Genomic DNA, 16,219 nt, shown 5'->3' with positions numbered 1-16,219 from the left:
ATCATCAACTGCAGCTGAATGAACCAAAGATCGCACCAACGATTCGCTTGGCTTCAGGCGAGGTGACTTGATAGAAGACTTCAACACCCTCTCGTCGACCAGAGATGATATCTTTGTTTTTCAGAAGGGCCAGGTGCTGTGAAACAGTCGCCTGGGGGAGATCGAGACATTCCCAGATCTTTTTCACATTGCAGGACTGAGACATGAGACCGGCAACAATTTTCAAACGAATCGGATGACCTAGAACTTTGAGGATTTCAGATTCGCGATCGTAATCCTGATTCTTGTCAAATGGCAATTTTTCTGCAGTTTCAATCATATGACCCTACCTTGTCTGAATTTTGAATATATGGATATTAATGGTATCTTAACCGTTCGTCAAGGATGTTATTACACAGAGCTGCAGCTTGACTGGTGTGACGGTGATGATTTGTTGAAACGCTAATGAGTTGCCCGCCCAAATGAAATAGTAGAGTTAGCCGTGTAGTTTAGTCGATAAAGTCTCTAGGTTATTGTTAATTATATAAAAACTAAAGAGATAACTTTTAATTTCTACCACTCTGGAAGATAGAAATGTCTATACGATTGCGAATGATAAAACCTTTTTCCGTGGGCATGTTTTTTTTAATCTTTCTCCTTCCGCAGGTGTCATTCTCCGCAGATCAACGGACCGGCCACCCGGTCGAGACACTTGTTGGGGAGCATTTGCTGTACGATATCTCTTTCCTCTGGTTTGAACATCTAGCAGAAGGTTCAATCCGCTTGGAGAAAGGTGAAAAGGATGGCACCTACCTGGCTGTGATGGAAGCTAAAACCCTTGGTTTTGCCGCTTTCGTTACAAGACAGCGCGAGGAAAAACACCAGACTTTAATGGAAATTGGCCCCGGTGGTCTATTGCGACCACTGCGCCATAGTTCGCATACTTTTAAAGGGAAGGGTGATAAGAAAAAAGAAAAGCGAGTCAGTTATGATTACGATCATGATGCCAGAGAAGTCCATTATAAAAGGGTTCGAGATGGCCGTGTTTCTAAAGACGAGCTGGTCGCATTAAGTGGTGATGGCCCGGTTTTCGATTTCGTCAGCGCCTTTTATAATTTACGGCTTGGTTTGTACGGTCTGTTGAAGAATGAACGGAAGCTATACGTGCCGACCTTTTATCGTAAAGAAATTGAGGAGATTGTTATCGAGCCGCTGACTCGCCCAGAGAAAGGCGATAAAAAGTTCTTTTCCAAACAGGGGCAGGTTTGTAAAGTACTGCTCGATCCCTCGGTTTTCAAAACCAAAGGACGTGATGTTTATATCAGCATCGACGACCAGAACCGTCTGGATCGGGGCATTATTAAAAATGTGATCGGCTTGGGTGATGTCAAAGGAGTACTGCGTCAGTTACCGAATTTGGCTCGAAGCGACGATTGATCTTTTTTTCGATTTTGTCTGCTGCCGAAATGTCTCTGGCAGTTGAGGAGTTTACATGAAGAACAACGCAAGGGTTTACGTCGTTGGACACCGTAACCCCGATACCGATTCGATTTGTAGTGCCATCGCTTATTCCGAGTTGCGGCGTTTGCAGGGGGTTGAGAATATTCAACCGGCGCGTGCCGGGAACTTGAATCAGCAGACTGAGTTTGTCCTTGAGCGGTTGAACATGCCCGTGCCTGAACGTCTTTCTGATGTCCACCCACGGATCAAAGATGTGGTAACAGAGGAAGTGGTGACAATCCACGAATCTGCGCCGATGTCCAAAGCGATTGAGCTCTATCACAAACACCATATCCGCATGTTGCCGGTTGTCGATGATGAGTTTCATCCTAAAGGGATGCTGTTGCTGAAGACGGCTACGGAAGTTTTTCTGGTGCCGAGCGAACCGGATAAGTTGCGCCGTGTCAGGGCATCGTTGGCGTCAATTCAGCAGTGTCTTTCGGCAACGGGACATCATCTGCGTGAGCCCGATCAGGTTGAGAATTTTAATCTTTACGTCGGCGCTCGTTGTGAAGCGAGTTTCAGTCGCTGGGTCGAAGAGATCGTGCCGGAGAAGACCATTCTGATTACCGGTGACAGAAGCGGAATTCAGAAAATGGCGATCGACGCAGGCGTTCGCTTGTTGATTGTTTCCGGCAAGTCGGAGATCTCGACCGAATATCTCGAAGAAGCACGGGAAAGAGGTGTTTCTATCCTGATCAGTCCTTATGATACGGCCAACAGTGTCTGGTTAACGAGGATGGCGACACCTGTCGGGGAGCTGGTCGATGATGATTTTCTCCGGGTTTCACCCAATGATTTGCTCGATGATTTACGGTTGAAGTTGCTTCATAGTAAGAATCCGGGGGCTATCGTTGTTTCGCCGGATGAGCGCGTTTGGGGGATTGCGACGAAAAGCCATTTGATCAAAAGTTCGCCGGTTAAATTGATGCTGGTCGATCATAACGAACTGTCGCAGGCTGTGCCTGGTGCCGAAAAGGTTGAAATACTGGAGGTTGTTGATCATCACCGGTTGGGGAATTTTCACACTGATACGCCGATACGCTTCATCAATCAACCGCTCGGCAGTACATGTTCTCTGGTGGCAACTCTTTTCCAACAGGCCGGGATCGATCCACAACCGAAAATTGCCGGATTGATGCTTGCAGGTCTGTTGTCTGATACTGTCATCCTCAAATCGCCAACAACAACGGAAATCGATCGACAACTTGTTCCTTGGCTTGAATCTTTATCAGGTCTTGACCATCAGTTGTTTGGTGGTGAGCTGTTTGCTTCCGGTAGCCCGATGGCAAGTGGTGCACCTGCACGTGAACTTCTTTTGACTGATTTTAAAGAATATACGGTGGGAGATCATTTGTTGGGATTAGGGCAGGTGGAGGTTGTTAATTTCCATTCGTTTTACCAGCGCCATGTTGAGCTGCAGAATGAACTTAAGACGATAAGAGATGAAAAGGGATATGAATTGGCGGCTTTGCTTGTCACCGATATCGTGATGGAAACAAGCCTTTTATTAACAGCTGGGCCGAACGAGCTTCCCTACATCATGGGTTACCCTCAGCAGGATCAGAATCTTTACCGGCTGGATGGTGTTCTGTCACGGAAAAAGCAGTTGGTGCCTCATTTGATGAAAGTTTTTAAGGCGGGTTGAGTGATAGTGCAAAAAAATAGCCCCGCGTCAGGAGGGAGAACACGGGGCAAAAAGTTGGTTTAGAGAGAGTTTGTTTTCTCTTTGTGTTTATGATTATAAATAAATAATTATTAATGTCAACTAAAAATAAGAAATTTTTTATAAATAATTTTAAAAACATATTGCTGTCAGAACAGTATGCAAAAAAAAATCGGCTCCTTAAATTAAGGAGCCGATTTTTTTTAATTATATTAAATGGTTATTTAATGTGACATTCTTTGCACTTCGTCGGGCCAGCTTCTTTTTTGTGACAATCTTTACAGAGCTTGTGAAAAACTTTTTTTGCTTTTGGGGCATCCGGCTTACTACCGTGGCAACTTTTGCAACTTGGATCATCAAGACCGGTGTGGTGGCAGATCGCGCAGTCACCGACCATTTCCTGGTGCTTTCCATGGCTGAAAGTAACATCACCCATGTTGACCGGCATTTTGATTTCCGCTGGCCCTTTGTCTTGTGCAATTGCTGCAAAAGCAAAACCACTCACCAGCGCTACGGCGACAAACAATGTCAGCATTTTTCTCATCATGACCTCCTCGTTTTCTGGTTAGATTAAAGTTCGTGGCTGACTGAATCTTTTCATAGTTTACTCACTGATATCATTAGACATCGGGTCCAATATCGGAAGATGTCGACGAGTATTTATGTGATATCAGTGAGTTGTCTGTTAAATGTCGGGTCGGGTTTCAGTCTTTCTTGGTTGTTTACAGGGTCAGCAAAGCTCTGCTAGACTCGTGAGCGAAGATGACATTGTAATGATCAGGGGAGCTATGGATATCGATTCTAGACAAAACGCATCAGTTTCAATCGATGGTGCTGCGATTCGTGAAATCCGTGAGGAAAAACGTTTAACTCAGCTATACGTTGCTAAGGTCGTTGGTGTTACCACCGATACCGTTTCGCGCTGGGAGAATAATCGTTACCCGACAATTAGACGAGATAATGCTCTTAAACTGGCCGAAGCTCTTGAAGTGCCGGTCGAAGAAATTCTGAAACGAGAGACAGAAGAGACTGAGAGCGTTGAAAGGGAAGAGAAGAACAGTCGCTTGCCTTCTGTCATCCTCGCTGCTATTGCAGTATTGATTGCTGTCGTTGGGATCGTTTACTTTTCCGGCAACGAAGTCCGTAGTGTCAAGTTGTCAGCTGAACGTTTGGTGCCAGCTTATGCTGCTCCTGGTAACCGAATTCTGGTTCGAGTTCATTTGACATCAGATAAACCCTTGAAAGGAATGATTTTGAGGGAGGTTTTTCCTCCTGAATGGAATTTGGTGGCATCTGAACCTGCAGCCTCAGGGATTGACAACGAAAAGGGGAAGGCACGCTGGATATTCCGTAAGCCTCAGATGTTACAGTCCGTTGCCTATATTTTACAGGTTCCCCAAAACGCTGAGGTTGGTTCAAAGGTTGCTCTTCAAGGTGAGTTGATCGCAAATCCCGATGGGCAGCGAACGCAGGCAGATGTCGTCACTGTCGGCAAGATGGAGGTTCAGCCACTGCATTGGGCTGACAGAAATGGCAACCAGATTATTGAAGATCACGAGATCCTAGAGGTTTCTGAAATGCTGGAAGAGACCGGTCAATTGAATCTTGACTGGGATTTTATCGAAAAAATTTGGGACGCAGGAGGATATACCTGGGACCAAGAAAGCTCTGTCTTTAAACCTGTCGGGGCAATCTGATTTGCTGCTGTGACAGGGGAGTGTATCGACACATTGAAAAGAACAGATTTCGCATCTGATAACCGTTAAGTAAGATAAGCTCCCCCCCTTTATCCTTAGCGTTTTTTCATAAAATATTTTTAGAAATCTTTTCCGTTGAACAGAAATTTTTTCATTCTGTAAGTTCTATATAGTATTGAAGTTATGCAGTTATGATGCGTCTGTGAGAAGAGAGTTGGTTTTCGTTCATGAAGATTGTACGGTCGAAGACAGAACACCACGGCTTTAGCCGTGGTTGAATGAGTCCTTTTCTCGGGTGCCGCTGCAGATGCTGTGGCATCTGGGAAATCTGATCCGAAGGATCTGTGGTGTTAACTGATTGCAACAGCAATCAGTTTGCGGAACATCAGGACCCCGGGTTTGCCCGGGGGTATCTATTCACTGGGGAAACTGACGCCGAAAGAATTTTTGGCAGCGCAATAGGCAACCGGAAAATTCTATTAAATGATGGCCCTAAAAGAGGGATCTTTACAGGAGGCAAATGTGAGGAAGTTATGCTTTTGTGGGTCTGTTCTGGCCTTAGTTCTTATTACGTCTCAGTTATTTGCGTATGACCTTTATAGCGCTGGAGGGTCTAGCGGGGGAGGGACTCCTTTTCCTGAGCCGTACAAAACTATCACGAATGAAGCAACGGCTTTAATTCCTCAGGATACCTTGGCATTAGACAGAATCGGGTCGCCAGCCTTTGCCGTTGGCGATACTGTTGAGATTTCCTTAAGTGGCGGGGCCACCTTTGCTGATACGAACTATGTTTTCGAGCCATCTATTGGTGGTGCTGGTATAGGTGATTTGACATGGGCAACGCTTCAAACAGTTTCTCCCGCAGGCAAGCCTTCCATTACTTTTATCCTCAAAGAGACTACATTATCGCTACCACCTCCATTCTCTCGTACTATTTCTGCTGATACCTTCATTTTAAGTGGTAACGCTTTTGCTGGGCAGCCAGTCAATATTAACCTTCCACAGGTTGATGGATTAGACGTTTATATAACCTTTACTGTCCGGGATTTGGGAGGCACCCTAAAAGGGAGTGTCCAACACTTGTTATTTGATAGCACACTTCCGCCTACTCCCTCAGAATCAGATTATAAAGGTGCTATAAGGAACATCTTGTCCGCTAACCTGCGAGCTATAGCTTCGCAGAGCCCCAACCTTTCAGGCTTGATGACGGGGCAAGGTTTCGGCAACAGCAATGTAAGTGATTTGATAAATGGCTATATACCTATACCTGAAGAATTACTGGCCAACCTTACTGAAGAGTCTTTACTTTCTTTACCGTTTTATGTGGGCATAAAAAGTGGACAAGGCTCCTTTGCTGCAAGTATGAGCCAGTTCAATGACGAACCAACTAACGCAAACTTTTGGGTTAAAGGTCGTTGGCAATACACGAATGATAAGCGTGGTGGCAACGAGGGTGATTCGGACTTCGGGCTTCTCATGGTAGGTGCAGACTACCGTTACAGTCTGGATACTCTGTTTGGTGTTCTTGCACAGTATGACTTTTACGAAAGCTCTGCAACAGGGCTGTCCGCTGAAGGTAAAGGGTGGGGCTGGATGATGGGCCCATATTTTGTGACTCGCATTGATGATAGTCTGATATTGGACGTTCGAATTGCTTGGGGAAGGTCTGACAATGAAATTAATGTTTCAAACAAAGGTTGGGATAGCTTTGATGGTGAGCGTTGGCAGGTTGAGGCAAACCTAACTGGAGACATGACGTATGGTGAATGGTATGTCGCCCCACGGTTAGGTTTCAGCTACATTGAGGAAGAACAAAAAGCTTTCACTAGTTCCAAACGGCTGACAGCAACCAACAAGACCGTAGGTGCACAAACAGTCTCACTTGGCAATCTTAGTTTTGGGCCTGAAATTAGTCGCTCTTGGAATATTTCCGAGGAAGCTACCATGCGTTCATTTGTAGCTGCTGTTGGCTTATGGGAGTACGATGCTCCAGATATTATCCACATTGATGGAAGAAGTATAAATACAGAAAAACTGCGTGCTAGAGCTGAGATTGGTAGTGAGCTCACCTTTAATGATGACAGTAGTGTATATGTTAAGTATGCCTTTGATGGTATTGGGCTCTCAGGTTACGAAGCTCACAGTGTAGAGGTCTCCGCAAGAAGACCGATTAATGTTGGTTTCTTGCCGAACAACAGTTATGCAAGCTTGAGGTATAATGTATGCGACGCTGGAACGAGCACTGGTAATATAAAATATGAGTTTGATTTCTAAGTAGTTGTCCTTGGGAAAGCTTAGCCTGCTGCAAAATTAAGCTGTAATCGCAGAAGGTAACGTAAGCTTCCCCGGTAGGAGAAGCATTCAGCTTTCTTATATAAGTGAAGTTTTTAATAAAAAAATGACGAAGTAGAGAAAATTATTCACAAATTAAAAGCAGAGGAAATACGCCCCTACTAAAAAAGCTATATAACAAACTAATCAACCGGACGGAAAATACGTCTTTAAGTAAGGCCTTCGGTCTATGCCGTTTGCCATACCTCCCGGTAGTAATCTGTGGATCATCGTGACCAAGTAGCTCAATGATTAACGTCTCGTTCACACCTGCTTGTTTTAGTGTGTCAGCTACCGTATGGCGGAACGAGTGGAAGCACTTCTTGGTGTCAGGTATCAGCTCTCTGTTGATCTTTCCGTACTTGTTGCCAAAGACCTTACCGTATTTACCGTACTTGTCAGGTGAGAGGTTGGGCCACAATCGCAAGCCTTTGATGGACTTGATGTAAGACATGATGCCATTCTCGATAAGTCCTTGATGTATAGGGATTAATCGTTCCGATGATGATGTTTTTAACTTCCTGTCTCCACGGTCGTTCATGTCAAAACAAGGAATGCCGTCAATAACCTTAATTGTCGGCCGGCATGCAAAAATGACCCACTTTCGGGGGTAATCGGCGTCCAAAATTGACCCACCTCAGCACATCCTCCAAGCTCTTTGCTTTTTGCAGAGAGAGGAGCTTTTAGGAAGGAGATGCTGATTGTGGAAACCATTGCTAAAATCCGACGAGCCTACCACCGGGACAAGAAGTCGATCCGACAGATTTGCCGGGAAATGAATCTGGCCCGCAATACCGTCCGGAAGATCATCCGCTCCGATGTCACAGAGCTGCATTACGAACGTAAAATCCAACCTCGGCCTAAGCTGGAACCATACAAAGACCAACTGATTGAGGCGCTTGAGGAAGATCAGAAGAAGCCGCCGAAACAGCGTCGAACAGCTTTGCTGTTGTTCGAGATGCTACAGCGTGAAGGATTTGAAGGTGGTTACGATACGGTCCGGCGCTTCGTTAAGAAGTGGCGCGAGCAGGATACGGGCACAAGGGCTTTTATCCCACTGGTTTTCGCTCCGGGCGAGGCGTTTCAATTTGACTGGAGCTATGAGCAGATCGAACTGGGTGGCTCAAACGTCAAGATCAAGTTGGCTCATTTCCGTCTCAGTCACAGCCGTGCTCCGTTCTGCGTCGCTTACATGCGCGAGACACTGGAAATGGTTCTGGACGCCCATGTTCAGGCATTCTTGTTCTACGGCGGTTCTTGCCGCAAAGGGATCTATGACAACCTGAAGACCGTGGTCAGCAAGGTACTGATGGGCAAGGAGCGGGTGTTTAACCGGCGCTTTCAGACCTTGGCTTCCCACTACCTGTTCGAGCCGGTCGCTTGCACTCCTGCTGCCGGTTGGGAGAAAGGACAGGTGGAGCGGCAGGTCGGAGTGATCCGTCAGAAGCTGTTCGGCAAGCGGCGTAAGTTTGCCGATCTGGATGAGTTGAACCAATGGTTGCGAGACGAGTGTAAGGCGCTGGCCGCCCGCCAAAAGCATCCCGACTACCCAAACCAGACAGTGGCCGAGGTCGTCGAACAGGAACGGGAATCGTTGGTCCAGACTCGTGTTGCTTTTGACGCCTATCAGGAAAGCACTGCGAGAGTAACGCCAACCTCGTTAGTCAGCTTCGACCGCAACCGTTACAGCGTTGAAGCCCGTTGCGCCGGCAAGATTATCACTGTTCGCGCCTATGCCGACCGCATCTCTTTCCATTACGGCAGCAAGTTGATCGGCCTGCACCGTCGTCAGTATGGCCGAGACCGAACCATCTACACCCCGTGGCACTATCTCGATGTTCTCAAGCAGAAGCCGGGGGCATTGCGTAACGGCGCACCGTTTCGTGACTGGGAGCTGCCGCAGGCCTTACAGAAGGCACGGGAACGACAGGGGTGAACAGATGACGGAGATAAACAGTTCGTCGTCATTCTCGCGGTTATTCCGCGCTACGGGCTGGGCGCCGTTGAGCAGGCCTGCAAGGAAGCGTTGCTATCAAGAACCATCAGCCGCGATCTGGTGCTGAATATTCTGTCACGAGCAACTGAACCGCAGACGACAACCGATTATCAAGCCCCGGAGAATCTACCGCAATTGAGCCTGTTCCCAACAGCCGATTGCAATCGCTACAACCGTCTACTCTCTGGAGGTCGCCGTGCTACGTCAGCAACTGTTGACAGCTTTGAAAGAACTGAAACTGCATGGGATGCGCAGTATCCTTGATGAAGTGTTGGTCAACGGCACTCGGCAAAAATCGATCCCGGAAAAAATCTTGCTGGAACTGCTCAATGCAGAGCAAGTTGAACGCAAGATGCGCAGCATCCGCTATCGGATGGGACAGGCCAAGTTCCCGGTGTCTAAGGATCTCGATCAGTTCGACTTCAGCGTTTCGCCGGTCAACGAAACCCAAGTCCGAACTCTTTACGAAGGGCAGTTCCTCGTCAACCAGACCAACGTCATTCTGGTCGGCGGCACCGGAACCGGAAAAACCCATCTGGCGATTGCCATCGCCCGACATATTGTTCGTAGCGGCAAGCGATGCCGCTACTTCAACTTGGTCGACCTTGGTCAATCAACTTGAGCAGGAGAAACTTCTCGGTAAAGGCGGAAGACTTGCTGCCAGTCTGGGCAGAGTCGATTTGGTGGTACTTGATGAGCTTGGCTACCTGCCGTTCTCCAAGAGCGGCGGGCAGCTTCTGTTTCACTTGATCTCAAAGCTGTATGAGAAAACCTCGTTACTGATCACCACCAATCTGACCTTCGGCGAATGGCCCCAGGTTTTTGGTGACGGCAAGATGACCACGGCCTTACTCGACCGGGTGACGCACCACTGTGAGATTATCGAAACCGGGAATGAAAGTTGGAGAATCAGGACCAGGAAAAACGACCAAAACTAACCCGCTGAGGTGGGTCAAAATTGGACGCCGATGGTGGGTCATTTTTCAATGCCGATTGACACCCAACCAAAGACAAGGCTTGAAGCAATGTTCCAACCTCATAATTCTTCCCATACCTACCCGTTGTGATGCTTTCATTTTTATGTCCGAGTATCTCGGCAATCAAGGAGTCCTTAACCCCTTTCTGTTTCAGTTGATTAGCCACAGTGTGCCGAAAAGAATGGAAGCACTTCTTGGGATTGTCAGTGATCTCTTTCCGGTTGAACAAGCCGTACCACTTCCCGAATTTATGCCCCCATCGACCATACTGATCAGGCTCCAGATTTTTCCACAGCTGTCCACCTTTGATGCCGTCCACGTAACGAAGAAATCCGAGTTCTATCAGATTAGGATGAACAGGAACAATCCGTGAAGCGGAAACAGTCTTTAAGTGTTTGTCTCCCGAAGAATTGATATTGACACAGTAAGCACCATCTATGGTCTGAACGTCTTCCTTCTGAAGTTGACAGATCTCATCCAATCGTAAACCAGAGTACATGGCAATCATTGGAATCCAGTATTTTTCTGGCTCTGAAGAGCTCCTAGGGAGTTTCTTTTGAATTAATGATATGTCATCGACTGAGTAAGCATCTCTCTCTTCGGAGGCTAATGTTTTAACCGAAAGAAGAAGCTCCTCAGAGGGGTTCTGTGAGAGCAAATCCTGCTTGATGCACCACTTGAAGAAGGAGGAGAGCAGAGTAAGGAATTTGTTTACCGTCTTAGCACTGAGATGAACCGTTTCATCGTTGCTCTCAGCAATTGCCTTTACGCTCATCCCCTTGTATTTCTTCTTTTTGGTGAAATTGGGTGGAAGCTTTCTGAGCAGATCCCGACAAGCAAGACAATCAGCCCGAGAGATGGAGGCAGGAGGTTTGTCACCGATTAAATTAAGGAGGACTGACAGATACTGGACAAATTCTATCTTCGTTCTCTCTGTCCAATGAGGGGATCGATCCTGAACATATTGATCAATGAGAGTGGATAGGTTTTGGGACTTCTTTTCGGCAGGGAATAATTCTTCCAGAGGGTAACGGGCTCCCGACCGAAGAAGAGCAAAGCTTTGCTGGAACTTCCCTTCCCAGTGAGAGCAGAGAATTTTGGCTGCAGACAGATCTGCCGTCTTCAAGGACTTTCTTACCTCGGTACGCTGGAAGTGATCGATCAGATCTGAAGGGATACGGATACGGAAGTAATAAGAACTGTTGCGCTTAACGAGATGAAAAGACAAAACCCAACCTCCCTTTGTGGTACAGATTGTGTACCAGCTATGAAGATTGGGTCTTAAGTTCTTGAATTAACAAGAAGTGTTTTTTGTTGGTGCCGAAGGCGAGACTCGAACTCGCACGACCATGCGGTCACCACCCCCTCAAGATGGCGTGTCTACCAGTTCCACCACTTCGGCAAGCGGGTTGTATATATACTGAAAAGCCTTCTCTACTGTCAACCAATAATCTTTACTGAATTTACTTTTTTTCTTCCTCTGCGGCAGGTGCTGCTGGAACTGGTGCCGGGGTTTCTGCTGCCGGGGCGGCAACGCTGCTCGGCATGACGCTCTGCGAGCTTGGGGAACCGTAAAAGTAGGCCAGGGACAAACTGGTCAACATGAAAATAACTGCGGCGCCGGCTGTCACTTTACCCATGAAGCTGCCACCACCGGACGCACCGAATACGGTGTTGCTGGCACCGGCACCGAAAGAAGCACCCGCTTCTGCACCTTTGCCCATCTGCAGCAGGACAATGATGATTAGTGCGATACAGACAATAACGTGAAGTGCGATCAGGATTGTAGACATCAATATTTCTCCTTTAAACAAACGCTATCCTAGAACCGCAGCACATTAACATAGAGCTTTTTTTTTGCAAAGGAGTTTCTTTGCCGCGTTAATGGATGTACGCGTCAGTGACGTAACGCCGCATCATGACATGGGTATTAAAGTAATAGGCATTTTTCCCGATGGCGTTTTTCATCACTTTTATCCAGCCTGGACGGTCTTCGTAATAGAGTGGAATAATTATATTTTCCAGCTTCTGGTAGATATCTTCCAGGTCTTCTGGTGCGCGTCCGATCTCCTGGTCTATTTCGGCCGGGGACGGTCCGATCGACCAGCCAGTGACGCCTTCGATATGTCCTTCGATCCACCAGCCATCCAGTACGCTGAAATTTGGAACGCCGTTAAGTGCCGCCTTCATTCCACTGGTGCCGGAAGCTTCGAGAGGCCGCATCGGGTTGTTCAGCCAGACATCTACCCCGGGGATGAAATATGAAGCGACTTCCATGTTGTAGTTTTCCAGGTAGACCATTTCAATGGCACCGTGCATCTCCTCAGCCTTCTGGATGATACGTTGAATGACCTTTTTTCCTTCGTCATCTTTCGGGTGAGCTTTGCCACCGAAGACGAACTGCAATTTACCGCGACCAATGTCAATCAGGCGTTCGAGGTCATGCAGGATCAGATCGCCGCGCTTGTAAGTTGCTGCGCGACGGGCGAAGCCGATGGTTAAGACATCTGGGTTGAGCTCTCTTCCCGTCTTTTCTTTGATGTATTGGAGGAAAAAAGCTTTAGCGCCACAATGGTTGTCCCAGATCTCTTCGTCGGGAATATTGTCGACACGGACCAGTAGCTCCGGTTCATTTGCCCAGCCGGGGAGGTGTTTATCGAACAGGTTGACGAAAAAAGGGGAACACCAGGTAAATGGATGGATGCCGTTGGTGATCGCATGAATTTCAAAGCCGGGGAACAGGTTCTGAGAAACTTCTCCATGCCGTTTCGCCACTCCGTTGATGAAATGGCTGAGCTTAAGAGCGAGGAGAGTCATGTTCAGTGCATCGGGGCCTGAAATCTCTTTGAGAAGGTCGATCGGAACTTCTGGTGGCATGATTCGCTCGACCAAATCGTAGGGGAAACGATCGTGTCCAGCTTCAACCGGCGTGTGGGTCGTGAAAACACACTTTTTCATGACCTGTTCCATGTAGCCGTTATTGTCGATATGTAGTTCATGGATTGGCACGCGGGTGTTATTCAGGAGCTCCAAGGTCAGCAGGCTGGCATGCCCTTCGTTCATGTGATATTTCTTCACCGCAAAATTCAGTGCAGCGAGGATACGGGCTCCACCGATGCCGAGGATTATTTCCTGCTTCAAGCGCAGTTCCAGGCCTCCGCCGTAAAGATGGTCAGTCAGGTTTCGATCTGCCGGGTCGTTGCCGGGAATGTCAGTGTCGAGAAACAGGATCGGGACCTCACCACCGGTTGGGCTTTTCACATTGTAGAGCCAGGCCTGAATCTTGACATCGCGGTTTTCTATTGTTACCAGGGATTTCGTCGGCAGGAGCTGCATATGTTTTTCTGGCAGCCATTCGATATCGCTTTCCTGTTGCCAGCCGTCGTGGCCGAAGTGCTGCAGGAAATATCCTTTACGATAGAGCAGGGTGACAGCAATCATTGGGATTTTCAGGTCAGCTGCGCTTTTGATCGTGTCACCTGCCAAAACGCCGAGTCCGCCACTGTAAGTCGGAATTTCCGCTTTCAGGCCGATTTCCATCGAAAAATAGGCAATCCGTTCTTTTTGCGTAAAACGTTTCCAGGCGCCCATGAGGAACCTCCTTTTTTCATCAAATTGGATATCAATAGTTTAGCAGAGAGAGTCGGATACGCATCGATTTCGCTTGAAAAACAAGGGCTTTGTATGAAAGATTACGGGAGATAGAAACTTTCTAATTTTAGGGTTGCGCATGTATCTTAAAATGTTCGGTTTCAGTGAGAAACCGTTCCATATAACACCGAATCCACGCTTTATTTTTCTCAGCAAAAAACATAAAGAGGCATTTGCCCATCTGCTCTATGGTGTTCAGCAGCGGGTCGGTTTCTTTGCTCTGTCCGGAGAAATCGGGACTGGGAAAACAACTGTGCTGCGCACTTTGCTGGGGCAGTTGGATGAGGCTGATTACAGGGTGGCGTTAATCTTCAACCCATGTCTCAGCGCCATTGAGTTATTGCAGGTAATTCATCGTGAGTTTGCTATCGACTACAATTCTGAGAAGAGCAACCTGGTTGATCTTTTCGATTCTTTGAATCGCTTTTTGTTAGTACAGCGTGAAGAAGGCAAAACTGTTGTCCTGGTCATCGATGAGGCCCAGAATCTCGACCCGAAGGTGCTGGAACAGTTGCGTTTGCTTTCCAACCTGGAAACAGAAACTGAAAAGCTGATTCAGTTGGTTTTGGTTGGACAGCCGGAATTGGATGAAATCCTTCAGCGCAAGGACCTGCGTCAGTTGCGGCAACGCCTGGCCGTCAGTTATAAGCTCGAGGCAATGGATGCTGAGGATACGCGTGCATATGTTTTGCATCGTTTGAAAATAGCTGGTGCAAAAAGCCACGATCTGTTCCAGGAAAGCGCTTTGGCGCAGGTTTATCGTTTCAGCAAAGGGACGCCACGGCTGGTTAATATTCTCTGCGACCGTGCCTTGCTGGTTGCTTACGCTCGAGACGCTCGTTCAGTGACAAAGGCCGATGTACAAACTGCGCAGAAAGAACTGCAGCATCAACAAAAAACATCCAGGTTCACGTCGAAGAATTTAGTCGCTATCGGGTTGGCTGCCTTGGTTTTGATTATGTTGACGACCAAGCTGCTGCTCAGTCCGCCACAGCTCGCTTCACAGGAGGCGGTGCCTGATCAAGCAGTGCCCTCCGTTCACGCTGACGAACCTTTGCCTCCTGCACCAGTAACTGTTGAGAAATCACAGTCAGTAGAGCCTGTTGTTGATCAGCAGCGGGTCGAGCTGTACAAAAAGCGGATTGTCACTATGCCGGTTGAAGAAACTGGCCTGCAGGCGATGATGCAATTTGCCGAAAGCTGGCAACATGACCTACCGAAAGCGGTTCCGTCGATCAGCAACAAGCGGCAGATGGTCACCGCACTGGAGAAGCTCGACCTGGTCGTTCTGGAATATGATGGAAGGATCGAGGATTTGCTGCATTACGATGTCCCTGCAATTCTTGAAATTGCTTTACCGGGGGTCGCACGGAAAAGATATTTGAGCCTGACGGGGCAGCGAGACGGGTTTGCTAAACTCTGGCCGCAAATTTCTGAAGATGGTTGGGTTGCTCTGCCGGAACTGGAGCGCATCTGGTTCGGCAAGGCTCTGCTGGCGTACCGTAATTTCGATTCGATTTCGATGGTCAATCGTCCCGGGAAGAAAGGGCGAACAGTTGCCGCTATTCAGGAATTACTGATTCGCAATGGTGCTGATAATGTGCTCGTTTCACAGGAATATGACCCCCCGACGATTGCTGCAGTTGCAGATTTTCAGCAGAAAAAACGACTGGCCCCGGATGGCAGGGTTGGTGCCTTCACCCTGTTCTGGCTGTATCGTGATGCCGGTTACGCCATGCCACGGTTGACAACGGAGACTGCGCAATGAGTTCGATATTGAAGGCACTCCGTAAGGTTGAAGACGATAAGGCATCACTTGGAGAGGGCAGCGTCGATCTGGCTCACGATATCCTGAAAGGTAATTACGAGCAGCCGAAACCTGCTTTTGCCATGCTGCCTATTGTTCTTGTTTCTGTATTTTTGCTTTTTGCTGCAGTGCTTCTATTTGGGGTTCTGTCGAGACTGCAGCCCGTTGCGGATCCTGTTGTCGTGATTCCTAATGTCCCGCGGCAGGATGAGGTTGTGTCTCCTCCTCTTGAGCCATCCATGGAACAGCCTCGCCAGGCGGAGATCACGCAACAGCCTGTAGACAAACAGGTCTCTGGAAGTTCTTCTGTGGAAGGTTCTAAATCGGGTGAAATAGAGAAGAATAATCAGCTTCGTGCTTCAATCATCATCCCGGAGCTGCTTGTTGAAGAGATTGTTTACCATACCGATTCTTCTTCACGTTTAGCTGTGATCAGCCAGCTACCGGTTATGGAAGGGACCTCTATTGAAGGTGCACTGGTCGAAAAAATCTACCCCGACCGAGTCCAGTTTTCTTACCAGGGGGTTCGCTTCAACAAGTTTTCCCGGAGTGACCGCTAGTTATGGGTTTTAGATAACTGTTGAAAATAACAGATTACCTTCCTATACTCACGCG

At 47.8% G+C, this 16,219-nt stretch carries 12 protein-coding genes, 1 tRNA gene and 2 pseudogenes; 8 read left to right on the top strand and 7 right to left on the bottom strand.

Translation table 11 applies throughout. The features are described from left to right. Positions 1-4: 4 nt before the first annotated feature. Entirely contained in the window at positions 5-298 is a 294-nt protein-coding gene (locus tag BUB13_RS00460; protein WP_084091686.1) for an ArsR/SmtB family transcription factor, read from the bottom strand. Positions 299-573: 275 nt separating this feature from the next. Here BUB13_RS00460 and BUB13_RS00455 point away from each other — a divergent pair, with 275 nt between their 5' ends. Then, positions 574-1,416 carry a DUF3108 domain-containing protein gene (locus BUB13_RS00455; RefSeq protein WP_084091616.1) on the top strand — a complete coding sequence of 281 codons (843 nt, stop codon included), beginning with the start codon at positions 574-576 and terminating at the stop codon, positions 1,414-1,416. 55 nt (positions 1,417-1,471) lie between these two features. Continuing rightward, on the top strand, positions 1,472-3,127 hold the full coding sequence (locus BUB13_RS00450; protein ID WP_072904782.1) for a putative manganese-dependent inorganic diphosphatase: 1,656 nt from the start codon (positions 1,472-1,474) through the stop codon (positions 3,125-3,127). Positions 3,128-3,365: 238 nt separating this feature from the next. Here the strand turns inward: BUB13_RS00450 and BUB13_RS00445 are convergent, their stop codons facing one another. Further along, the gene (locus BUB13_RS00445) at positions 3,366-3,689 is read right to left on the bottom strand and encodes a cytochrome c3 family protein (RefSeq protein ID WP_208610100.1); all 324 of its coding nucleotides are present in this window, start codon (positions 3,687-3,689) and stop codon (positions 3,366-3,368) included. A 244-nt stretch (positions 3,690-3,933) separates the two neighbouring features. Between BUB13_RS00445 and BUB13_RS00440 the strand changes: the two genes are divergently transcribed. Both BUB13_RS00440 and BUB13_RS00435 read left to right on the top strand, forming a co-directional pair. Next, positions 3,934-4,842 (top strand): helix-turn-helix transcriptional regulator, encoded by a 909-nt coding sequence (locus tag BUB13_RS00440; protein ID WP_161947599.1) that lies wholly within the window; start codon positions 3,934-3,936, stop codon positions 4,840-4,842. A gap of 522 nt (positions 4,843-5,364) precedes the next feature. Beyond that, the gene (locus tag BUB13_RS00435; protein WP_161947598.1) at positions 5,365-7,116 is read left to right on the top strand and encodes an autotransporter outer membrane beta-barrel domain-containing protein; all 1,752 of its coding nucleotides are present in this window, start codon (positions 5,365-5,367) and stop codon (positions 7,114-7,116) included. A 142-nt stretch (positions 7,117-7,258) separates the two neighbouring features. Here BUB13_RS00435 and BUB13_RS00430 read toward each other — a convergent pair whose 3' ends face one another. Then, a complete protein-coding gene (locus BUB13_RS00430; RefSeq protein ID WP_072904779.1) occupies positions 7,259-7,798 on the bottom strand; it encodes a tyrosine-type recombinase/integrase in 540 nt (179 codons plus the stop codon). A gap of 69 nt (positions 7,799-7,867) precedes the next feature. On the opposite strand from BUB13_RS00430, the pseudogene istA reads away from it, so the two are divergent. Both istA and istB read left to right on the top strand, forming a co-directional pair. Next, a pseudogene (gene istA, locus BUB13_RS00425) lies at positions 7,868-9,433 on the top strand (IS21 family transposase). Next, positions 9,366-10,107, top strand: a pseudogene (istB, locus tag BUB13_RS00420) (IS21-like element helper ATPase IstB). The pseudogenes istA and istB overlap by 68 nt, the downstream one beginning before the upstream one ends. Here the strand turns inward: istB and BUB13_RS00415 are convergent. From BUB13_RS00415 to glgP, 4 genes are all read right to left on the bottom strand, one after another. Further along, positions 10,079-11,374, bottom strand: a complete 1,296-nt coding sequence (locus tag BUB13_RS00415; RefSeq protein ID WP_072904778.1) for a DUF6538 domain-containing protein — start codon at positions 11,372-11,374, stop codon at positions 10,079-10,081. The pseudogene istB and the gene BUB13_RS00415 sit on opposite strands and share 29 nt — an antisense overlap. 87 nt (positions 11,375-11,461) lie before the next feature. Then, positions 11,462-11,548 (bottom strand) — tRNA-Leu (locus BUB13_RS00410). Positions 11,549-11,609: 61 nt separating this feature from the next. After that, on the bottom strand, positions 11,610-11,939 hold the full coding sequence (secG, locus tag BUB13_RS00405; RefSeq protein ID WP_072904777.1) for a preprotein translocase subunit SecG: 330 nt from the start codon (positions 11,937-11,939) through the stop codon (positions 11,610-11,612). Between the two features lie 88 nt (positions 11,940-12,027). Beyond that, a complete protein-coding gene (glgP, locus tag BUB13_RS00400) occupies positions 12,028-13,737 on the bottom strand; it encodes an alpha-glucan family phosphorylase (RefSeq protein ID WP_072904776.1) in 1,710 nt (569 codons plus the stop codon). Between the two features lie 139 nt (positions 13,738-13,876). Here glgP and BUB13_RS00395 point away from each other — a divergent pair, with 139 nt between their 5' ends. Then, complete coding sequence (locus BUB13_RS00395; protein WP_072904775.1) at positions 13,877-15,565, top strand: ExeA family protein; 1,689 nt, start codon at positions 13,877-13,879, stop codon at positions 15,563-15,565. Beyond that, positions 15,562-16,164 carry a hypothetical protein gene (locus tag BUB13_RS00390; RefSeq protein ID WP_072904774.1) on the top strand — a complete coding sequence of 201 codons (603 nt, stop codon included), beginning with the start codon at positions 15,562-15,564 and terminating at the stop codon, positions 16,162-16,164. Before BUB13_RS00395 ends, BUB13_RS00390 begins: the two co-directional genes overlap by 4 nt. Positions 16,165-16,219: the final 55 nt, after the last annotated feature.

This window comes from Malonomonas rubra DSM 5091 (assembly GCF_900142125.1).
Classification (GTDB): Bacteria; Desulfobacterota; Desulfuromonadia; order Desulfuromonadales; family Geopsychrobacteraceae; genus Malonomonas; species Malonomonas rubra.
The sequence above is the reverse complement of the archived record's forward strand: the minus strand, read 5'-3'. Positions and strand labels throughout refer to the sequence as shown.